This window comes from Kaistella sp. CFF1-2 (assembly GCF_059509915.1).
The window spans coordinates 148,984-170,202 of record NZ_JCAKLF010000004.1; the positions used below are offsets into that span (position 1 = coordinate 148,984).

The 21,219-nt window shown below is 36.0% G+C and carries 18 protein-coding genes; 3 read left to right on the forward strand and 15 right to left on the reverse strand.

What is annotated here, in order from left to right; translation table 11 throughout:
• Nucleotides 1-8: 8 nt before the first annotated feature.
• The 6 genes from AC5XHR_RS11890 to glgP form a co-directional block, all read right to left on the reverse strand.
• The gene (locus AC5XHR_RS11890) at nt 9-1,520 is read right to left on the reverse strand and encodes a peptide MFS transporter (protein WP_495951012.1); all 1,512 of its coding nucleotides are present in this window, start codon (nt 1,518-1,520) and stop codon (nt 9-11) included.
• 101 nt (nt 1,521-1,621) lie between these two features.
• Nucleotides 1,622-3,331: a peptide MFS transporter gene (locus AC5XHR_RS11895; RefSeq protein ID WP_495951013.1), complete on the reverse strand. Its 1,710-nt coding sequence runs from the start codon at nt 3,329-3,331 to the stop codon at nt 1,622-1,624.
• 83 nt (nt 3,332-3,414) lie between these two features.
• Entirely contained in the window at nt 3,415-5,067 is a 1,653-nt protein-coding gene (locus tag AC5XHR_RS11900) for a peptide MFS transporter (protein WP_495951014.1), read from the reverse strand.
• A gap of 165 nt (nt 5,068-5,232) precedes the next feature.
• Nucleotides 5,233-5,883 (reverse strand): hypothetical protein, encoded by a 651-nt coding sequence (locus tag AC5XHR_RS11905; RefSeq protein ID WP_495951015.1) that lies wholly within the window; start codon nt 5,881-5,883, stop codon nt 5,233-5,235.
• Nucleotides 5,884-5,956: 73 nt separating this feature from the next.
• Nucleotides 5,957-8,086, reverse strand: coding sequence for a S9 family peptidase (locus AC5XHR_RS11910; RefSeq protein WP_495951016.1), 2,130 nt, complete (start codon nt 8,084-8,086; stop codon nt 5,957-5,959).
• Nucleotides 8,087-8,243: 157 nt separating this feature from the next.
• Entirely contained in the window at nt 8,244-9,902 is a 1,659-nt protein-coding gene (glgP, locus tag AC5XHR_RS11915; RefSeq protein ID WP_495951017.1) for an alpha-glucan family phosphorylase, read from the reverse strand.
• 231 nt (nt 9,903-10,133) lie between these two features.
• Between glgP and AC5XHR_RS11920 the strand changes: the two genes are divergently transcribed.
• Nucleotides 10,134-10,931, forward strand: a complete 798-nt coding sequence (locus AC5XHR_RS11920; RefSeq protein ID WP_495951018.1) for a hypothetical protein — start codon at nt 10,134-10,136, stop codon at nt 10,929-10,931.
• 53 nt (nt 10,932-10,984) lie between these two features.
• Nucleotides 10,985-11,560, forward strand: coding sequence for a DUF1572 family protein (locus AC5XHR_RS11925; RefSeq protein ID WP_495951019.1), 576 nt, complete (start codon nt 10,985-10,987; stop codon nt 11,558-11,560).
• Here the strand turns inward: AC5XHR_RS11925 and AC5XHR_RS11930 are convergent.
• The 5 genes from AC5XHR_RS11930 to AC5XHR_RS11950 all read right to left on the reverse strand — a co-directional run bounded on the left by AC5XHR_RS11930 (nt 11,557) and on the right by AC5XHR_RS11950 (nt 15,959).
• Nucleotides 11,557-12,186, reverse strand: coding sequence for a DUF1684 domain-containing protein (locus AC5XHR_RS11930; RefSeq protein ID WP_495951020.1), 630 nt, complete (start codon nt 12,184-12,186; stop codon nt 11,557-11,559). The genes AC5XHR_RS11925 and AC5XHR_RS11930 overlap by 4 nt on opposite strands.
• A gap of 1 nt (nt 12,187) precedes the next feature.
• The gene (locus AC5XHR_RS11935; protein WP_495951021.1) at nt 12,188-12,577 is read right to left on the reverse strand and encodes a hypothetical protein; all 390 of its coding nucleotides are present in this window, start codon (nt 12,575-12,577) and stop codon (nt 12,188-12,190) included.
• A 76-nt stretch (nt 12,578-12,653) separates the two neighbouring features.
• The gene (mqo, locus tag AC5XHR_RS11940) at nt 12,654-14,159 is read right to left on the reverse strand and encodes a malate dehydrogenase (quinone) (protein WP_495951022.1); all 1,506 of its coding nucleotides are present in this window, start codon (nt 14,157-14,159) and stop codon (nt 12,654-12,656) included.
• Between the two features lie 50 nt (nt 14,160-14,209).
• Nucleotides 14,210-14,857 (reverse strand): PAQR family membrane homeostasis protein TrhA, encoded by a 648-nt coding sequence (trhA, locus tag AC5XHR_RS11945; RefSeq protein WP_495951023.1) that lies wholly within the window; start codon nt 14,855-14,857, stop codon nt 14,210-14,212.
• A gap of 37 nt (nt 14,858-14,894) precedes the next feature.
• Complete coding sequence (locus tag AC5XHR_RS11950; RefSeq protein ID WP_495951024.1) at nt 14,895-15,959, reverse strand: NAD(P)H-dependent glycerol-3-phosphate dehydrogenase; 1,065 nt, start codon at nt 15,957-15,959, stop codon at nt 14,895-14,897.
• A 317-nt stretch (nt 15,960-16,276) separates the two neighbouring features.
• Between AC5XHR_RS11950 and AC5XHR_RS11955 the strand changes: the two genes are divergently transcribed.
• Nucleotides 16,277-17,155, forward strand: coding sequence for a M23 family metallopeptidase (locus AC5XHR_RS11955; RefSeq protein ID WP_495951025.1), 879 nt, complete (start codon nt 16,277-16,279; stop codon nt 17,153-17,155).
• A gap of 73 nt (nt 17,156-17,228) precedes the next feature.
• Here the strand turns inward: AC5XHR_RS11955 and AC5XHR_RS11960 are convergent, their stop codons facing one another.
• From AC5XHR_RS11960 to AC5XHR_RS11975, 4 genes are read right to left on the reverse strand one after another with little or no spacing between them, the layout of a single operon-like run.
• Nucleotides 17,229-18,071: a hypothetical protein gene (locus AC5XHR_RS11960; RefSeq protein WP_495951026.1), complete on the reverse strand. Its 843-nt coding sequence runs from the start codon at nt 18,069-18,071 to the stop codon at nt 17,229-17,231.
• Nucleotides 18,072-18,096: 25 nt separating this feature from the next.
• Nucleotides 18,097-18,942 carry a hypothetical protein gene (locus AC5XHR_RS11965; protein WP_495951027.1) on the reverse strand — a complete coding sequence of 282 codons (846 nt, stop codon included), beginning with the start codon at nt 18,940-18,942 and terminating at the stop codon, nt 18,097-18,099.
• A gap of 20 nt (nt 18,943-18,962) precedes the next feature.
• Nucleotides 18,963-19,808, reverse strand: coding sequence for a hypothetical protein (locus tag AC5XHR_RS11970; RefSeq protein WP_495951028.1), 846 nt, complete (start codon nt 19,806-19,808; stop codon nt 18,963-18,965).
• Between the two features lie 31 nt (nt 19,809-19,839).
• Nucleotides 19,840-20,460: a hypothetical protein gene (locus AC5XHR_RS11975; RefSeq protein ID WP_495951029.1), complete on the reverse strand. Its 621-nt coding sequence runs from the start codon at nt 20,458-20,460 to the stop codon at nt 19,840-19,842.
• Nucleotides 20,461-21,219: the final 759 nt, after the last annotated feature.

The following is a 21,219-nucleotide window of genomic DNA, read 5'->3' on the forward strand; positions in this document are numbered from 1 at the left end:
GGCAAATATTACTTTACTCCCTGCATTAATTTTTTCACCCAAGGTGATATCAAAATCAATACCACTCCCGCGATTAAGGCATAAACACCTAACATTTTATACCCTTCGGTATAGTTCATTAAGGTTACCGCAGGCGCAGCATGCTCATCCGTATCCGCCATACTAGCTCCGATCAACCCAGCAACATATTGTCCGTAAGCAGACGCCAAAAACCACATTCCCATCATAATTCCTTGCAACTTCGCAGGTGACAATTTCGTCATAATAGACAATCCAATAGGCGACAAACATAATTCACCAATCGTAATCACCAATAAAGCTAATGTGAAAATATCTAAAGAACTAATCCCGCTATCTGCGAAGAATCGGGTTGCGAACAACACATAATATCCTAAACCTAAGAAGATAAATCCTAGACCAAATTTGATAATCGTATTCGGCTCGAATCCTTTTTTCCCCATCCACAGCCAAAGCAAACCAAACAAAGGCGCTAAAGCGATAATAAAGAACGCTCCTGCTGAGTTATTCACCCCATTCGGGTCTACCGTCATGCCAACCAAGGAATCATTTAAATTCTTTGCAGCAAAAATACTTAATGAACCTCCACTCTGCTCATAAATCCCCCAAAAAACGATAGAGAAAAGAATGAATACCAAAGCAGCAATAAGTTTCTTACGTTCTGCTAATGTCACTTTCGACATTTCATAAAACAAATACACCAAGGTTGCCGGACCAATGATATACATGAAATAATCCGTGTACTCCGGTTTTGAAACCATAATTTGAATCAATGGAATACATAATAACGTTCCGATGTAAACTGCATATTCCACCCATTTAGGAAGCGCTTTTGTTTTTACAATCGCTTCTGGATGACCAGGCTGAAGCCCAATAGGACCCAATTGTCTTTTCGTAAAATGAAAATTAATTAAACTAACAATCATCCCAACCGCTGCAAGACCAAAAGCCACATTCCAGCGATGCGCCTCGTCAATAAGATCAGCGAACATATAACCTTTCCCAATCGCCACACAAATATATCCACCCAAGAAAGCACCTAAGTTAATACCCGCATAAAACAAGGAAAAACCCGCATCTGTTCTTTTGTCCCCTGCTTTATACAGTTCGCCCACCATTGTGGAGATATTTGGTTTGAAAAAACCAGTACCAATAATAATAAAGGACAAGCCTAAGAAAAAGAATTTATGAGGATCTGTTGCCAACAAAGCACTTCCGGCAATCATTAACAATCCACCCCAAAATAGAGATTTACGGAAACCCAAGATTTTATCTGCAAACAATCCACCGATAAAGGTAAACGCATAAACAAATGCTTGCGTTGCACCATATTGCAAATTGGCTTCTTTTTCCTGAAAACTCAATTGATGAATCATGAAAAACACCAACATACCGCGCATTCCGTAAAAACAGAAACGCTCCCACATCTCAGAAAAAAACAAGCTCCAAATCTGCTTTGGATACTTTCCTTTAAAATCTTGTATTTGTTCTAAAGTATACATAAATGAAAAATGGCTGCTTCGCTAATGAAACAACCTCGCTAATTTATAAAAAAACCTCTTATTACTAAGAGGTTTTTCCTATTTTTTACAAGATGAAAGCCTTAGCTTACACCGTGCATCATCTTTTTCAATTTTGGTGAAATAAGCATTAAAATAACTCCAGCGATACCACAAAGCACCACAAACACCATGAAGAATTCATACAAGTTTGAAATTTCGAATCCTGCGAACGAATGGTTTTCCAATGGAATTTGATTCGTAGAAAGTAATTCTGTCTGTTGTGGAGTAAGTGTTACTTTCTTATCCAAAACATCTTGAAGATTAATTCCCAATTCTTGTGCTTTTTTATGCTTGTCACCCGTTGCTGGAAGAATCGCTCCCAACGTTCCCGCTAAAGCATAACCCGCAGCATTCGAAATAAAGAAAACTCCATACAACAAAGAAGCGAAACGCTTTGGAGAAAGCTTTCCTACCAATGACAAACCAATTGGCGATAAACAAAGTTCCCCACATGTTTGTAAGAAATATAGTAATACCAACCATTTGATTGCTAACAATCCGCTATTTCCAAGGTCTTTTACGTTATGGGCAATGATGAAATACGCCAAAGCCATAATTAACAATCCAATAGCTTGTTTGAAGGGCGACGCTGGTTCTTTTCCACCCGCTCTCAATTTATCCCAAAGGATTGAGAAAGGAACAGCAAGCATTACGACGAATATACCATTAAAAATCTGCACCATCGAAGCTGGCATTTCCCAACCAAACAAGAATGTTCTGTCTGTTTGATAATCGGCAATAAATGTCAGTGAAGATCCAGCCTGCTCAAATGCAGCCCAGAAGAAAATAATAAAGAATGAAACGATATAGATAACTAAAATTCGTTGTGTTTCAATTTTCGTTAATTGTTTATCTAAAAGAATTAAAATCGCTAATGAAATCCCTGATGAATAGATAATTGGATAAATAATTCCTTTTACTAATGTTCCGATTTCAAAATTCGAGAATCCAAATTCACCAACAGAGAAATAACGGAACGCAAAGAATAAAACAAAGAACAAGATTCCAGTTCCTAATAATGCACTTGGAGCGAATTTCGCTTGATCTTCGGCTGAAACCTCTGTTTTTGATTTCTTTGGAAGACCACCAATAGGATTCCCTTGAGGATCAACAACGTATTTGTTTTTAAGAATAATGAAAATTACCGTTCCTAAAATCATGGCGATACCTGCTAGTAAATATCCCCATTTGAAGGCGTGAACATCTCTTTGTCCATCAACAACAACATCAGCAAAAAGTGGAACAAAATACTGGCTTAAAAGCGCACCAATATTAATCCCCATATAGAAAATCGTAAATGCTGAGTCTAATTTCGTTTTCTCTTCCGCAGGATACAAACTTCCCACCATCGAAGAAATATTTGGTTTGAAGAAACCGTTACCAAAGACAATAACCAATAGACCGAGCCAGAACACCATTTTTGATGACTCTAAGCTACTTTCAAACGTTACCGCACTATAGAACAACAAAAACTGACCGATCGCCATTAGGGTTCCTCCTAAAATAATACAATAGCGATTTCCTAAATATTTATCTCCGATAAAACCACCCAAAAGCGGCGTCAAATAACATAATGCCAAGAAACCACCGTAGATAATAGAAGCATTTGCTTCACCAAGCATTAATGAGTTTACCATGAAAAGCGTAAGAATCGCTCGCATTCCGTAGAAATTGAAACGCTCCCACATTTCGGTACTAAACAACACCCAAAGGCCCTTAGGATGTTTTGTTTTCGTTTGAACTGTATCCATTGTTAATTGTTAAATTTTCGTTAAGAATGACAAATATAACTTTTTTCTCCTTTTGACAAAGGGATTTACAAAAAAAGGAGTGATTAATTCACTCCTTTTTCTTTCATGATCTTATTTAAACTTTTCAAGATCAATAATCCTATGACGAAAGCAACCATCAGTAAACCGAAATTTACCCAAAAGAAATTCGCTTTATTATCATAATCATACCACATACTTGCTAAGATACCAGACAATTTGTTACCAATAGAAATCGCAAGGAAGTTTCCTCCCATCATCAACGCCGTTAATCTTGGTGGTGATAATTTAGACACTAAAGAAAGCCCCATTGGTGATAGACATAATTCTCCAATTGTAATTACGCCGTAGGCTGCTACAAGCCATAAAGCCGAAACTTTCATCGCGCCATTGTCTCCCGCGTAAACCGCTGCAACCATCACCAAACACGATAACGCAGAAATAAAGATTCCTAAGATAATTTTACTCGCCGTTGTTGGTTCTTTGCCTCGACTTCGAAGTAAAGCGAAAAAGCCGACCACGACAGGCGTTAAAACAATTACCCAAAACGGGTTGATGGACTGAAATAACTCGGTGTTATACAAGAAAACTTTAGAATCGGGATGCGAATCCAAGGTTGCTTTTTGTTCTGGTGAAATATTTTTAAAATATACATCTTTCCCTATCGCCTTAACTCCGTTACCTTCCGCATCATTTTCAGCACGAAACTGACTGTCATAAACAGGAACTTCAGCATCTTTATATTCTTTTCCATCAACCAAATAAACACTTTCTAAAGGCTTTTCTAGTGCTTTCGGAACTGTTCTATCGGTATAATAATCTCCCCAATTTGTTAGAGCTGTTCCATTTTGTTTGAAAACCGCCCAGAACATAATACCTACAGCAAAAATTGCTAATAAAGCTCCAATAGGTTTTTTATCCTCTTTGCTTGCACGCAAATACAAAGACAAATAAAATCCAATTACTGGCAAACATGCAAAGATAAAGGCATCTGTAGAATCACTTCCGAAGATATTTCCAGGAATAATCCAACCTAAACCTCCAACTAAAATCGCAGGAAGGAAAACTTTTAGTAAAATTCCACCAATACCCACGTCGCCTTCTTGTTTTGGTTTCAACACATTAGCAGATTTTACATGTTTCAATCCGATGGTAAAAACAATTAAACCAACATACATCCCGACTCCAGCGGTGATAAACGCTTCACCCCAACCAAATTTGTTACGCATAAATGCGGCAATAATGTTACAAATAAAGGCTCCAACGTTAATTCCCATATAGAAAATATTGTAACCAGCGTCTTTATTTGCTTTATACGGTTCTTCCGAATATAAATTTCCTAAAAGTGTAGAAATACTTGGCTTAAAAAAGCCATTTCCGATAATAATTAAAGCCATAGAAAGGTAAAATATAGGCATTTCCTGAGACAATCCCAAACCAATATATCCAGCTCCCATTAAAGCACCACCGATGTAAATTGCTTTCACATAGCCTAAAATACGGTCTGCTAAAAATCCACCCAAAAACGGTGTTAGATAAGTAAGGGCAATGAAAGTTCCGAAAATATCATAAGCTGATTTATTTGGGATTCTTAACCCACCTGTATCTTGATCCTTCATATAGAGAACGAATATCCCGAGAATCAAATAATAACCAAACCTTTCCCACATTTCTGTGAAAAACAAATACGGTAAACCCTTAGGGTGCTTGCTTTTCATTGCTGTTATTTTTCAAATTTTTCAAAAATAAGATTTTTATTTGATTGACCTAACAAACAACAGAATGTTTTCCTAGTTTTTCTTCTAAAAATAAAAAAAATCATTCCGTATTTAGGAATGATTGGAAGGTTTATCTATATTTTTTACTTTTCGGAAATTCTACTTCTACTTTTTTTCGAAGGCTGGTTTATAGGCTTCATAATACTCATTAATTCGATCGATCATTTCTTTTCTTCCTTCCTGTATTTCTTCAATATCTTTTGGTTTTATCGTGCTAAGTGCTTTTACCAAGTCTCGATATTCATTTTCTACCGGTTGTTTTTTGTAACCTTTAGCATTCTTCACTAAAAAGTTGTACGGATTTTTCTCATAAAAATCAATCGCCATTTGGATGATTCTTTTATAATTGGCAACATCCGCTGAGAGAAACAAATAAACGGATTCATCAAGAAGATGTCCTTTTTCACCTTTTGCAAAATATCCTAAATCGCATTTGTTAAAATCCGTAGCTCTCATTTTTCCAAGATAATTCAGAAAACCACTTTCATTATATTTTCCCTTTTCATAATACTCCTGCGCTTTTTCAAAATAAAACATGGGATGCGATTGGGCATCCAGTTTTTTAGCTTCCGCAAAAAGACTTTTTGTGTCAAATTCAACCGATTTTGTTTTGGCTTGAATAGAATCTGCGGCATCAACCAAGCGTTTGTAATACAGCCAGAAATCAACGTCTTTATTTCCGGTGGGTTCTGCTTGGGCAAAAAAACTTTGACTAGAAATTAAAAAGCCAACTACGAAAATCCATTTTTTCATCATTCGTTGTGAATTTGAGCAAAGATAAGTTTTAAAAGAAAAAGCCGACTTCAAATTGTGAAATCGGCTTCAGTTTTTATAGATTTTGAAGGATGTAATCCGTCATTTTCTTGTACAATTGCGGTCGGGTATTTCCACCGTAGATTCCGTGATCTTTGTCTGGATACGCCATAAAATCGAATTGCTTGTTGTTTTGAATCAAAGCTTCAGAAAACTCCAATGCATTTTGGAAATGCACGTTATCATCTGCCGTTCCGTGAATCATTAAGAATTTCCCTTTCAACAATTTCGCATGCGTTGTTGGTGAGTTATCATCATAACCTGAAGGGTTTTCTTGCGGAGTCAACATGAAACGCTCAGTATATACCGAATCGTAATATCTCCAGTTGGTAACTGGCGCTACAGCGATTCCTAATTTAAATACATCCGCTCCTTTTGTCAAAGCCAAACTCGCCATATAACCACCAAAACTCCATCCGAAAATCCCGATTCTTGACGCATCAACATAGGATTGCTTTCCTAACCATTTTGCCGCAGCAATTTGATCTTCAATTTCGTATTTCCCAAGTTGTTTGTAGGTCACTTTTTTATATTCTGTCCCTCTATTTCCTGTTCCACGTCCATCTACGCAAACTACGATATAGCCTTTCTGAACTAAATGACCGAACCAAAATCCATTTCCTTGATCCCAAGAATTAGAAACCGACTGCGATCCTGGACCCGAATATTGATACATGAAAACAGGGTATTTCTTCGTAGGATCGAAATTTTTCGGCTTCATGATGTATGCATTCATTTGATCACCAACTTCATTTGGAATTGTTGTAAATTCTTTAATTGGAAGATTATCCGCTTGCAATTTTTCCAGCTGCGCTTTGTTATTTCTAAGCTCACGAAGTGATTTTCCGTTTGCATCTTTCAACGTATACGTACTTGGCTGCGCCGCAGAAGATGAATTCTCGATGAAATAATGGAAGTTCTTTGAGAAATTAGCCGAATTGGTTCCGTCTTTTGCCGAAATCACTTCGATTTTTCCAGAGTTGATATTAACTTTAGAAATAACTTTATTGATACTTCCGTTTTGCGTTGTTTGGATGAAAGCTTCCTTCGTTTTTGGGTTGTATCCGTAATAATTCAATACTTCCCATTTCCCTTTGGTTACTTGTTTTTTCAACTTTCCGCTTTCGTCATACCAATACAAATGCTTGAAACCATCACGCTCCGAAGCCCAAAGGAATGAATTATCATCCAAAAACTCCATAGTTACGTTATCCGTTTCAATCCATTTCGGATCAGTTTCTGTAAATAATTTCTTTACTGTTCCCGTTTTGGTATTCACCTTCAAAACATCCGACGCATTCTGCGTTCTTTGAGATGTAATCAAAACGATTTCATCTGCTTTTGCTGTTTGAATTACATTCGGGATATAGTAGTTTTTGAAAGCACTTAAATCAATATTCGAAACTTTTCCTTGATCCAAACGGAACAAATGAGCCGAAACTTTTGAGTTCTCCTCACCTGCTTTTGGATATTTGAAACGCATTTCCGTAGGATACAATTGCCCTTTGTAAAGTGGAATGTACATTTCGCGAACGTTAGACTCATCGAAACGAACAAAAACTAACGCATCTGAATTTTTCGTCCAAGCAAATTGTCTTGCATGACCAAATTCTTCTTCATAAACCCAGTCTGACAAACCATTAATGATTGAATTTTTCTTTCCATCATTCGTAATTTGAGTGATTTTACCCGAAGCTAAATCCTGATAAAACATGTTATTATCGGCAACGAAAGCGACTTTGGTTCCATCTGGAGAAAATTGTGGTTCTTGAACGTAGTTTCCGTTGTTTATTTCCACTACTTTTCCGGATTTCAAATCTTTAACATCAAATTTTCCTAAAAAAGAATGTCTGTAAATGGACTCCGAATTTTTTAGCAATAAAATTTTGGATTCGTCATCCGAAAATTCATAACTCATAAATTTTCCATCCACAATATTTCCTTCTTTCTGAGACGTGTTGTAGGAATATTTTGCGATACCACCACTTTCGATAACGGCGTAGTTTTCGCCATTTTTAAGCGACGCAATTCCTGCAATCCCTTGTCCTCTGTAGTATCCTGAATAGATTTTATCTAAGGTAATTTCTTGTGCAAAGAAACTTTGAGTAACTGCAAAAATCGCAGCCGAAATAAAAAACTTTTTCATATAAAACGCTAAATGATTATGAAGTTTCCAAATATAGTACTTTTAGTAGATATTTCTCGAAATTTAAGCTTGAATCTCTCCACAAACATTGAATGCATTTGAAAATAAAAAAGCCCGAAATAAATCGAGCTTTTATAAATTTTAAAATTCTATATTTCTAAGAATTGTAAATCAATTTGTAGTATTCATCCGCCATACGGTCGCTTCCGAATTGAATTTTCACATCATCCATTGCCGTTTGCGTGATTTTGCGCCATTCAGTAGGATTTTCATAATAGGTTGGAATAATTTGATTTTCTAAAATATCGTACACTTGCTCCAAATCGTAGTTATCCTGATCGTAAACCGACATATTTTCGTAATCGCAAATAGGGACAACAAACGAATTTACACCTGGTTTTGCAAACTCTGGAATCCATCCATCATCGGTAGAAAAATTCACAGAACCATTCATCGCTGCTGTCATACCCGACGTTCCCGAAGCTTCTCTTGGGACACGAGGATTATTCAACCAAACGTCTGAACCTTGCTTCAACGATTTACTTAAAGCCAATTCGTAGCCTGTTAGCACCGCCATATTGTTTTGAACTTTACTTTCTTCTACCAAAGTATTAAACACCGAAATCGCTGAATAGTCCATTGGATACGGTTTTCCTGCCCAAATAATCTGAACTGGATATTTCGGATTGTTCAATAATTTTGTGAAACGCTCTTTATCTTTCAACAACAAATCGGCTCTTTTGTACCCAGCAAATCGTCTAGCCCAAACAATCGTTAAAACTTCAGGACTGAAAAGCTTCCCGCATTGATCCGCAACGATTTTAAACAATCTTTTCTTCAAATGTTTTTTACGGTAGTCAAACGCTTCTGTATCATCTTCGTCTTTTGCAGAATACAATGGCTTATCTGCCCAATATTTAAATTCCTGCGCATTGGTAATCGATTTAATCTCACAAATTCCGTCGTATTTACCCCACATTTGTCGAGAAACTTTTCCGTGAAGTTGAGAAACACCATTCGCAATTCGAGCCATTTTCAAAGCGCAAAGCGAGTGATTGAACATATTTTCTTGAACTCCGCCAATCGCTTGAACCTCATCCATAGACAGACCAGAAAAATACGTCATATCATAACAAAGATTGACATTGTGCTTTTCGTTCCCCGCTTCTTCTGGTGTATGCGTTGTGAAAACTAATTTTTCTTTTACTTTGGCTAAATCGCCACCGTATTTTTTCAACAAATAGAATGCTGCTGGCAAACCGTGCGCCTCATTCAAATGATAGACATCACGTTGCAAACCAATCTCGTCCAACAATTTTGCACCACCTTTTCCCAAAAGAATGTATTGCGCCAATTTTGTTGCTTCATTGGCATCGTATAAGCGATGACAAATTGTTTTTGAGATATGATCGTTTTCCGGAACATCCGTAGAAAGGAAAAACATCGGTGCCGTGTGGAAAACTTCTGGATCAAGATACCAAACTTTCACCCAAACCGGTGCGCTGTGAATCTCAATTTGGAATTTGATTCCCGTATCTTGAAGATAGCTGTACATTTTTTTCGTCCAAACCGGATTCAGCGTTTGATCGTGATTACGCGCTTGATCGTAGTAGCCAAACTTCCAAAGAATCCCGATCCCTACTAAATCTTGCTTCAAATTATATGCACTTCGCATATGCGACCCTGCCAAAAATCCCAAACCTCCTGAATATATTTTTAAAGCCTGATCTATCGCAAACTCCATTGAAAAATAAGCCACTTTTGTAGAATATTCCGAGTTAATCGGAAAAGGCATCTGATAGTTTTTAAAATCCATATATACTGATATTAAAATTATAGTAGCACAAAGGTAGCATTTTATCTGCAGTACGTAAGTGTCTCAAATACTGAAAAATATCAATATTTAAAGCATTTTCGGGCTTTATGCTGAACATAGAATTTTCGTTTTGTTTATGAACTTTTTGTTAAAAAAGAGCAATTCGTATTTCACTATCAAAATAAGTTGTACATTTAGTAGGTAATTATTTGAATATCAAAATATTCTATAATGAAAAAAACATTTTCTGATGAAGATTTAGTGAAAAACCTTTCACTTTATTATCTAAACCAGCATCTCAAAAAGAAGCCGATAGGGCGTTATCACGACCAAATTGATCAATCGGCGCTCCACGAACGAGAAAAGTATAAAAAGAAATCTGAAATCTTGCTTCTCAATGCGTTCATGCACCATTTCCCACAAATACAGTTTGAAAATCTCACCTGCGAAAGCCCCGATTTTATTGCAACGTTTAATGGAAAAAAGCTAGGAATAGAGCTTACCGAGGTGATTAATCATTTGGAAATGAAAAAGATTGAAGGCATTTTGAACAAATTATTCCGCCAAGCTGAAATCGAATTAGAAAAGGAAAACACTGCGAAATTTCGTGGTGTTTATTTTTTACAATTTCGTGAGAATTTAGAAGAACATGTTTTTCATAATTACGATAAATTATTGACCGATATTTGCAAAAGCGTCCAAAAACAAAAGCCTTTTGGCTGCGTTAAAACCTTAAAAAAATCGCACCATCGTAGAAATGTGTTTATCACACATGACTATACACAAAATCTTTTCGACACGCTTTGTTCTGAGAAAATATTAGAACTTATCCAAAAAAAGAACTTAAAATTCCCATTCTACGATCAATCGGTTGACGAACATTGGTTGGTCATGGTTTCCAACATGAATTCTTTAGCTTCGCGTTATTCTATTATTCAAAACAAAGAAAATCTCAATGCTATTCAATCGCCTTTCCACAAGATTGTTCACTTAGAAAACTTATGCGGAAATATGACGTATATAAAGTAGTTTTTACTCAACATAACCGAATAAAAACTAACTTTAGCTTAAATAAAAGCAGTATGAAAGATCTATTTATTAAACGATTTTTGTATTATAAAACGTTGGGAGATCAAACTTTTGATCAAATTTCAGAAGAAGATTTCTTTTGGCAGTATAATGAAGAAAGTAATTCGATTGCGATAATTGTAAAACATATTGCTGGGAATATGCTTTCGAGGTGGACGAACTTTTTAAAAGAAGATGGTGAAAAACCGTGGCGCAATCGAGATCAAGAATTTGAAAACACCTTTACAACCAAAGCCGGAGTCATCGAATATTGGGAAAAAGGCTGGACTTGTCTTATGGAAGCTTTAGAACAAATCACCGAAGAAAATCTCAACTACGTCATTTTTATTCGAGGGGAAAAACATACCGTTTTGGATGCGGTTTTACGCCAACTAGCCCATTATCCGTATCATGTTGGGCAACTAATTTACATCGCAAAAATGCGAAAAGATCAGTCTTGGAAATCACTTTCCATCCCGAGAAATCAATCAGAATCCTTCAATCAACAAATGAAAGAAAATCTGAATGACAATGCATCACCGGTTTGTTATGCGCAAAGCAAAGACGTCCGCGATGAGTATAAATCTTAGTGAAAATAAACGTCATCATACATGACACCTGCTTCAATTCGGGTTGAAATCCAGTTTTCTCGTGGAACAATCGGACACGAATAATCGTATGCATTGTAAGCGCAGTACGGATGATACGATTGGTTAAAATCAATAACCATCGTATTCCCTTTAGGAATCGTTAAATCCAAATATTTTCCACCGCCGTAGGTTTCTGCTCCCGCCGTTTCATCTTTAAAAGGTAGGAATAAATGATCTGCATATTCCGGTTTTTTAATCAACGTTAAGTTTTGATAAAGTGTCACCGTGTGCTTCTTTCCGTTTAAAGTAAACGTTGCTTTTCCATATTCCACATACGGGCGTGTTTTTCCAGATGACGTGTTCATATCAAAAGGAATCGCATTTGGAGTTCGCACAAAATTGGCAACAACACGATATTTCAAATCAATTGGAAAGAACGGATGCGCTTTAAAATTGGCGTAATTTTCACCGCGCAATGGCGTATCCTCTTTGCTAAGATAGCCTTCGTTCAATTCCTTTTGAAATTTTAGAATTTCTTTTTTCTGCTTTTTAATTGATTGTCCAAACACCAATGTTGAACTCATTAAAAGCAGTAGAAAACCTAGTATTTTATAATTGAAATTCATTTTAAGAAATTTTAATTCGATAGACGTCTGTTTCGTTACGGCGAATATTTTCTACAAAGAAACCATGTTCTTCGGGGATAATTTCGGCAAAATCAAAGGATTTGCAGTCTTTCGGTAAACCCGAAAAAATAAGCGTAAACCAGTAATCCTTCATCGGCGGAACTTCCGTCCAATATGGGAAAATCGTAATATTATCTGCAAAAAGCAACTTACTTTTATGATCACTTCCTTTATCCAAAAGAAAGGTCGTTTGCCAAATCCGAATGAGATTGCCCCACATCGGCGATTTCGGAAAACAACAATGAACAATCACTTGTTTCTCCTCCTCTACTTGCGTTTTGAATTCGAGTAAAAGTTCTTCTGCTATAAAAGGTTTTTCAATGGTTGCCATAACTAATCAAAGGTATGAAAAAGAAAAAGCATCCCAAAAGATGCTTTTTACTTTCTATGTTGCTTGGAGTTTTAATTTAGTATTCCAACTCTAATTTTTCCTTACTGAACGCACGAACTTGATCTGTAAGTTCTTTATTTTCTGCTAATTTCTGTCCGTACGATGGAATCATTTCTTCCAATTTGGCTTTCCATTCGCCATTTAATTTCTCTGGGAAACATTTTTCAAGAACCGTCAACATTGCTGCAACAGCCGTAGAAGCACCTGGAGAAGCTCCCAAAAGTGATGCTAAATTCCCTTTGCTATTCACCACTACTTCCGTTCCGAATTCTAATTTCCCGCCTTTCATTTCATCTTTTTTGATAATTTGAACACGTTGACCTGCAACTTTCAATTCCCAATCGTCTTCTTTTGCATCTTTCACAAAGTCACGAAGTGCCGCCATACGCTGATTTTTGTTCATCGCAACTTGCTGAATCAAATATTTCGTCAACGGCAAATTATGCCACCACGCACCAAACAACGAACGAATATTTTTAAAATTTACACTTTCTGGTAAATCCAAATAACTACCTTCCTTTAAAAATTTTGTTGAGAAACCCGCGAACGGACCAAAAAGTAAGGCTTTTTTACCATCAATAATTCGTAAATCCAAATGCGGAACCGACATTGGCGGTGCATCAACTGTCGCTTGCGTGTATACTTTGGCCTGATGTTTTTCTACCAATTCTTGATTATGCGTCACCAACCATTGGCCAGAAACTGGGAAACCTCCATAACCTTCACTTTCTTTAATATCTGAACTATCCAAAAGTGGCAACGAATATCCGCCAGCTCCGATAAATACAAATTTTGCAGAAACGGTTTGTTTATGATTATTTAAACGATCTTTTACCTCAGCAGTCCAAGAACCATCTTCTTTCACATCCAAATCCTTCACTTCATGGTACAAGAAAACCTCAACCGCAGAATCTTCTACAAGAAAACGACCCATTTTACGTGTCAAAGAACCGAAATTAACATCCGTCCCCATATCCATTCTGGTTGCTGCAATCACTTCATTTTCCTTTCTCTTGCTCATAATCAACGGAACCCATTCTGCCAATTGCGTATGATCTTGAGAAAATTTCATTCCTTGAAACAAATGTGATTTTGTAAGTGCTTCATGTCTCTTCGTTAAATACTGCGCATCATGCTCACCAAAAACCAAAGACATATGCGGACACGAATTAATGAAGTCTTTTGGTTCGTTAATATGTCCTTTTTCAATTAAATAAGACCAAAACTGCTTGGAAACCTCGAATTGTTCAACAATTTTTTCCGCTTTGGAGATATCAATACTGCCGTCTTCTTTTTCGGGTGTGTAATTCAATTCGCAGAAGGCAGAGTGTCCTGTTCCTGCATTATTCCATGCTGCGGTGCTTTCTTTGGCAAAACGTCCCAATCGTTCGAAAATCGCAATCTCCAAATTGGGATCAAATTCATGAAGCAAAGTTGCCAAAGTCACACTCATAATTCCACCACCAATCAGTACAACATCGTATTCTGGTTTTGGAGTTCTTGTCTTGATCTTTCTATGCATAACTTTATTTTATGCAAATTTCGGAAATCCTACTAAAATAGCTTGCGAAATTAGATAGAAATTCTCGGTTGAACGTATAGGTAAATTGATAAAAAGTGGCAAAAAGTGCCTAATAGAACGAAAAAGTGAAAAATCGCATGGTTAAAATGCAACTTTTTAATTGAATAACATAAAGCACCAATGGTATAAGCGGCTCCCCCGGCCAACAACCAAAAAATGCCCTGTCCGCCTAAGTTTTTAGATAAATTATCGAAAGAAAAAACAATGATCCAACCCATACCAACATAAAGTAATGTTGACAAAATCTTGAATCGACCGGTAAAGAAAACCTTTAATAGTGTTCCCAATAAAGCGATTCCCCAAACAGTAAGCAAAATCAAGTTTCCACCTTGATCTTTCAAAGTAACCATCGTGTAAGGCGTATAACTTCCTGCAATAAAAATGAAAATCGCAATATGATCGAAAATTTTATATCGATATCGGTTTCTAGGTTTTGTTGATGCATGATACACGGTAGAAGCCGTGTACAAAATGATCATCGTGAATCCGAATATAAAAAAGCTTACCCAAACACGCCAATCTTGATAATGAGACGCTTTTACCATCAACAAAATCAAAGCGACAAAGCTTAAGATAATTCCCGCAAAATGCGAACGAATATTCAACCTTTCCTCCAAGGGAGCGTAAGGTTTTAGCATTTTTCGAAGTTCGGATGTCTTCAACGAAAAAGAAAAATTAGTTTAAGATCGTTGTTAATTTCTGGAACTGCTTTTCTGCATTACGTTCTTCGTAAAGAATACGATATACTGTATCAATAATTGGTGTATTCATATTTTTTTCTTTCGACGTTTGATAAATAGAATCGGCAGCGTAATACCCTTCCGCAATCATATTCATAGATTGAATCGCAGATTTCACGGTATAGCCTTTTCCAATTAGGTTTCCTAAGCTTCGGTTACGTGAAAACAACGAGTACGCTGTTACCAGTAAATCTCCCAAGTAAGCACTTTCATTAACATCACGAGGCGCTTCGTAAATCCCTTCTAAAAAGGTTTCCATCTCACGGATTGCATTCGAAACGAAAACCGCCGTAAAGTTGTCTCCATAACCTAAACCACTCGCTATACCCGCACCAATTGCATAAATATTCTTTAAAATAGCGCTGTATTCGTTTCCTAAAATATCACGGCTGCAATGCACATTAATAAAACGAGAAGAGAAAAGTTCAGACAACAAATCAGAAGTTTCTGCTTCAGCCGTTGCAATCGTTAAATACGACAAACGCTCCATAGCAACTTCTTCCGCATGACAAGGTCCCGCTAAAACCGCCTGACATTTGAAACCAATATTAAAATCTTCTTTTAAATACGTAGCGACAATATCATTCACCTTCGGAACAATCCCTTTAATAGCAGAAACAAAAATTTTACCTGTATAATCTGCAGTTAAATGCTTCATACTTTCCTCCAAATAAATAGAAGGTGTAGCCAAAACAACCACGTCACAAGCCGTAACCAACTCGTTAATATCGGTTGTAATAGCTAATTTTTTTGTATCAAAATGAACCGCTGTAAGATAATTCGGATTATGACCGCGAGTTTCAATAGCGCCTTTTACAAACTCATTTCGAACGCACCAATGCACAACTTTCGAGTTTTCCAAAAGCATCTTTACAATCGCTGTTGCAAACGAACCACTCCCAACAACGCCTACTTGCGCTTTTGGAGTTATTGGTGTTGATTTTTTAGCTCTTGTTTTCTTTTCCACTTTCGGTTCTGGTTTTGATTTTTTCTTTGCCATGATGTACGATTGCCCACAAAGATAGCAAGATTATTATATCTAAACCCGTATCTGAATTAAACAGCGTAGGATTATCGTTAAAAAATATATTTAAAATGACTAAAAACAAGTTTGTATTTTCTTAAACACACTTAATAAATCTACACAAAGCGGATGAGAATCAACCCATTATTCAGATGACAAGCATATCTCTTATTTCTTAAAAACTTTATGAAAACCTTAACATTATTTTATTTAAAATTTACGTTTTGAAAGTAGATTATTAGATTTCATAAAAAATAAAAATTTTAACTTTGCACCCATTTTTTAATTAGCAAATGAAAAAATTAAAGAAAAGTAAGCTTTTATTAGGAATCCTTCTTGCCGTAACCTTTACTCAAGCTTTGGTTATTGCTGGATTAGTAAGCAAAAAAGATGATAAGACCTACGAAGTAAATCTAGTAAAAATCAATACTCAAAAAGACAGTATTGATTATTTACGCATGAAAAACGACCTCAACCAAATTGATTTTACTGTAAATCAATTGAATCGATTTTTAATAACGAAGAACATTACAAACGAAAAAATTCAAGCCTTAGATAAGGATAGTTTGTCGGATGCCGTATATCTTGCAAAGCAAAGCAACCGTTACAGTCAGTATTTAGTAGATTTGCAGCAAAAATTGCAAACCATTCCTTTAGGACATCCAACGGGAGGTTATATTTCATCCAATTTTGGAGTTCGTAAAAACCCAATTCCTCCTAAAACGCCACAAATCTTAATGGCCTCTGTAAAGCCAGTAAAAACGGAAGAGGTGAAAAAAGACAGTTTAGGAAATCCAATTCCAAATCAAACTCAAGTTGCAAATACTAAAAAAACAGCTCCAGCTGCAGAACCTGATCAAATGCAGTTCCACAAAGGGATGGATTATGCGGTTGCTTACGGGTCGGATGTGCAATGTACTGCAACAGGAAAAGTAATTTTTGCAGGACAAAAAGGCGGCTATGGAAATTGCGTGATTATTTCGCATGGAAATGGATTAGCAACTTTATACGGACACCTTTCTAGCATCATGGTTAAAGCAAATGATGATGTGAAAGTTGGCCAAGTGATTGCAAAAAGTGGAAACTCAGGACGTTCAACCGGACCGCATTTACATTACGAAGTACACAAGAATAACACGCCCGTAAACCCGAAATTATTTTTGAATTTATAATTTTACAAGATAGAACAAAGCCTCCAAAATTGGAGGCTTTGTTTTTGAAAATATGAAAGTAAATTAGTTCAATTTATAGTGGGTTTGCGTAGAAATAATTTTCCCAGTTACCCGTATCAAACTGCCATACCGCTCCGTTATTTGGTGTACCTGCTGGAACCGTACGATTAGGAAAGTTCTCTATCATTAGGTAAAGAGTAACTTCGGGGTCAGTAACTTCAATAATATTAGATCCATTTATGTAGTTATTTGAGTTCGCCTCAAAGAACTGAAAATTATTACTGCTATCATAAACCGCACTACCGAACAATGTTCCTGCATATGACGTATTATTATTTGCTGTTCCCAAGTTTTTCCATCCAACATAATCTACTCCCGTATTGGATGAAGAAATTCTTAAATGCACCCACTGTCCATCATTATTCCTAATAAATGATTTTATTGTAAGCCCCAAATTAACCATCCATACTCCCTTTGTCAACTTTATTGAAACATTAGAATACTTCCATCCACCTCCATCTGATGTTTGAACACCAGGTGTAAAGGTCCCAACAATAACACTTTTTAAAGCATTTGGTAAAACCCACTGTCCAACGCCGTCTGCATTACTCATTAAAAGTTTGCCAGCACCTTGAGTACCATCAACAATCTTTATCGCTCCATTTGTAGACCCATTATTAATATCCAAACGCCTTGTTGGAGTCGTAATTCCAGTTCCTACATTCCCATCTTTTGTGATTACCACATCATCAACTTGTTGAGGCGCAGTTGGCGCTCCTGTAGTAGGATTCGTTGTAGCCGCACTACTCTTACCATCGATGTGGAATTTTTGCTGAGGGTTTTTAGTATTCACCCCAACTTGAGCGTATCCGCTCAAGCCAATAGCTATAAATAATAATGATATATATTTTTTCATAATATTAATCTAAATAGTTGTTGAATTAGTTAACTGGGACTGCATATAAATAGTTTTCCCAAAAACCACTGGTTGTATAGAATTTTCTACCCGTATTTACGCCGTTAACTGTAGTGGCTAGGTTTTCAATCATCAAATTTAAAACAAGCGTGTCGCTAGTCACTTCAATAAGACTCGATCCGCTAACAAAATTATCATTATCGGCTCCTCCTGGATTCACATCTTTAAATCCGTGAATTTGACCAGCATAAGCCGTTTTATCTGCTGCCGGGCCTAAATGCGTAAAACCAGATTGATCAATTGTAGATGTTGATACAGATGATGATAAATACATATGTACCCAAACTATTTGTCCGTTTGCAAGATTAGATTTCAATGTACTTCCTGCATTTACAATCCATTTCCCTTTGGTTAAAGTAATGCTTGCATGTAAATCTTTGTATTTATCTGCTGAGTCATCGGAGCCAGCATAAATTTCTCCACCTCCAGAATCCCTTCTAAAAACTCCTCTTACAACATCTTTTAGAGCCGAAGGCATCTGCCATGTTCCTACTCCATTTGCGTCACTCATTAATACTTTTTCATCACCTTGTGTACCATCTACAATTTTGATAGCTCCAGGCGTAGCACTATAAATTTCAACTCTCTTTGTTGGAGCTGACGTACCAATACCTATATATCCATCTTTAGTAACTACAACATCATCTGCTTGTTGAGCAGCACTAGGAGTGCCAGTTGTTGGGTTTGTCGTTGTTGAAGAACTTTTTCCGTCAATATGGAAAACCTGTTGAGGATTTGTTGTGTTAACACCTACTTGTGCATTAGCAGTGAAGGCTAACGATAATCCTATTAGTATACTATATTTTTTCATGATATTTAAAATTTTTAAAATTATTCAACAGGAATTGCGTGAAAGTAGTTTTCGTAAGCATCTGTGCTGAAAACAAAAGAACCGACTCTTTCGTCATCTCTAGGCAATCTGTTAGAATTATCTATTAGCAAATAAAGTCTCACATTAGCTGTAACATTAATAACCGAAGATCCGCTAATAAAATTAGAACCTTGATTCCCATAAGGATTACTAGCCGTATTTGGATTGGCAAAAATTAAATTTGCGTAGGTTGTTGTTGATCCGGCAGGACCTAAATGTTTAAACCCAGTTTGAACAACCGAAGTCTGAGAAGTTGATAAATAGGCATGCATCCAAAATCTAGCACCTAAAGCTTCTGTAGCACGAACAGTAAGACCTGCATTTACAATCCATTTTCCTGGGGTAAGATCAATATAAATTTGCGTATATAGTTTTTCACCAATATAATTTGCAGTACCATTAGAGGTTATTACAACCGCAGTTTTTGGGTATACTCCTAATGCTGTAGATTTAAATGAGTTCGGCATTACCCATGTCCCAACACCATTTGCATCACTCATCAGAACTTTTCCAACGCCTTGCGTTCCATCTACGATTTTTATGGCACCATTCGTCGTCCCATTGTAAATATCCAATTTCGTAGCTGGGGTTATGTTTGCGATACCTACGTTACCTGAGGTTGTTACCACAACATCATTGGCAACTTGAGCAGGAGTAAGTGCTGTTGCTGGGTTTTTAGGATTATCTTTTCCACCATCCACATGGAAAAGTGCTTTTGGCGCAGGGGTATCAATACCAACCTGATTTGTTTGAGCATAAAACATGCTTCCTATGCTCAAAAACGAGCAAAGAATGTATTTTTTCATATAAGGGTTTTTTAATTAAAATGAATAATTTCTAGCTTATGTATTTAGCAATAGAAATTGGAGGAGGACGAACTCTAAAAGTTCGATGTTGTGCGTTTACAAGAAATTGACTTTGATTATCAACAATATCATCATCATTAATAATCAAAACTATTTTCAATGAAATTGAAGAAAGAATGGCAACAGCTGCACGTTGTACCCGATCTCCAAGTTTTGATATCGAATTTGAATTTTTAAAAACCGAAGTTTCACCGCTGTTTTCCAGAGCATAACGAACCCGATTTACTTTATTTTTTTCAACTAAAATTGACTGCTTTTCGATTTTATTTGAAACTAAAACTTCAATTACTTTGGTCTTTGTTTCAATTTTGGCGTTCTGTTTATTCTCAATTTGGGGCTTTACATAAACTTCTTTTAAGCCAACAACTTGAGCTCCTTCACTTATATATAAAACATTCGAAATGTTTTCAACTTCATAAATTTCCTGTTGCTCGATCGCATCCGAATCATTAGAAGTTTGTAGAGAGTCTTGGAAAGAATATGTTTCTGCCGATATAAAAGATAAAGCAAATAAAACACAAAATGCACTAACCAATTTCTTTGGCTGCGCTTCAATAAAAGAGGAAAAATAAATAGGTAAATATTTTCTCATCAATTGTGTTTATAATAATCTCTATTTATCGACTATTAGACATACTAATGAAAAACAAAAAAATCTGGATTAAGAAGAACCTAACGGTACCCAAACAAAAATCCCCAGCTAAAAATTTGCACTAACAATTAAGGAATGCAAATTTCACTTAATCCAGAATTTAAATCGATTGAATAATTCAACCGCATCACTTGTGTTTTTCTGAGTTCAAAAGTAGCCCTTCCTATATAGTACACCAAGTGTTTGCCTTTCAAAAATCCAGAATAAACACAACTAAATCACAAATACATCAAATTGATTATCAATTAATTAAAATGCACTTTGAATATATTTTATGATCAATTTTTTGAAATAGAATAAGCTTCTATTTCTATTCAAATTTTAAAAAAAATTAAATCAAAATTTTCTTTAGAAAAATATCAAATTATGAAAAAAAACTTTTTATAATTGATTTTCGATACAATAAAAGCAAACCTTGTCGTATCGGTCATTTCTAGAATATATTCAAACTTTATATCAAATTCAAATAAAGTCTATTTTACAAAAAACAATTGCTGATTATCAACACTTTAAAGCGAAACACTGTTTTCATTTAAGCGATTGATCAAAACTATAAAATTTGAATTTCTTTTCAATTATACCTTAATTTGTATTTAATACAAAAGAGGTTTAAGAACACAAATGATGGAATGAAATTTTCCAGAAAAAAGCGCACTCTTCTAGGTTAGAATCAACCAGAAAAGAGTGCGCTTTATGATT

Coding starts and splice junctions, on each gene's coding strand:
- AC5XHR_RS11890 (WP_495951012.1), bottom strand. CDS start 1,520: ATGTATACTTTAGAACAAATACAAGATTTTAAAGGAAAGTATCCAAAG.
- AC5XHR_RS11895 (WP_495951013.1), bottom strand. CDS start 3,331: ATGGATACAGTTCAAACGAAAACAAAACATCCTAAGGGCCTTTGGGTG.
- AC5XHR_RS11900 (WP_495951014.1), bottom strand. CDS start 5,067: ATGAAAAGCAAGCACCCTAAGGGTTTACCGTATTTGTTTTTCACAGAA.
- AC5XHR_RS11905 (WP_495951015.1), bottom strand. CDS start 5,883: ATGATGAAAAAATGGATTTTCGTAGTTGGCTTTTTAATTTCTAGTCAA.
- AC5XHR_RS11910 (WP_495951016.1), bottom strand. CDS start 8,086: ATGAAAAAGTTTTTTATTTCGGCTGCGATTTTTGCAGTTACTCAAAGT.
- glgP (WP_495951017.1), bottom strand. CDS start 9,902: ATGGATTTTAAAAACTATCAGATGCCTTTTCCGATTAACTCGGAATAT.
- AC5XHR_RS11920 (WP_495951018.1), top strand. CDS start 10,134: ATGAAAAAAACATTTTCTGATGAAGATTTAGTGAAAAACCTTTCACTT.
- AC5XHR_RS11925 (WP_495951019.1), top strand. CDS start 10,985: ATGAAAGATCTATTTATTAAACGATTTTTGTATTATAAAACGTTGGGA.
- AC5XHR_RS11930 (WP_495951020.1), bottom strand. CDS start 12,186: ATGAATTTCAATTATAAAATACTAGGTTTTCTACTGCTTTTAATGAGT.
- AC5XHR_RS11935 (WP_495951021.1), bottom strand. CDS start 12,577: ATGGCAACCATTGAAAAACCTTTTATAGCAGAAGAACTTTTACTCGAA.
- mqo (WP_495951022.1), bottom strand. CDS start 14,159: ATGCATAGAAAGATCAAGACAAGAACTCCAAAACCAGAATACGATGTT.
- trhA (WP_495951023.1), bottom strand. CDS start 14,857: ATGCTAAAACCTTACGCTCCCTTGGAGGAAAGGTTGAATATTCGTTCG.
- AC5XHR_RS11950 (WP_495951024.1), bottom strand. CDS start 15,959: ATGGCAAAGAAAAAATCAAAACCAGAACCGAAAGTGGAAAAGAAAACA.
- AC5XHR_RS11955 (WP_495951025.1), top strand. CDS start 16,277: ATGAAAAAATTAAAGAAAAGTAAGCTTTTATTAGGAATCCTTCTTGCC.
- AC5XHR_RS11960 (WP_495951026.1), bottom strand. CDS start 18,071: ATGAAAAAATATATATCATTATTATTTATAGCTATTGGCTTGAGCGGA.
- AC5XHR_RS11965 (WP_495951027.1), bottom strand. CDS start 18,942: ATGAAAAAATATAGTATACTAATAGGATTATCGTTAGCCTTCACTGCT.
- AC5XHR_RS11970 (WP_495951028.1), bottom strand. CDS start 19,808: ATGAAAAAATACATTCTTTGCTCGTTTTTGAGCATAGGAAGCATGTTT.
- AC5XHR_RS11975 (WP_495951029.1), bottom strand. CDS start 20,460: ATGAGAAAATATTTACCTATTTATTTTTCCTCTTTTATTGAAGCGCAG.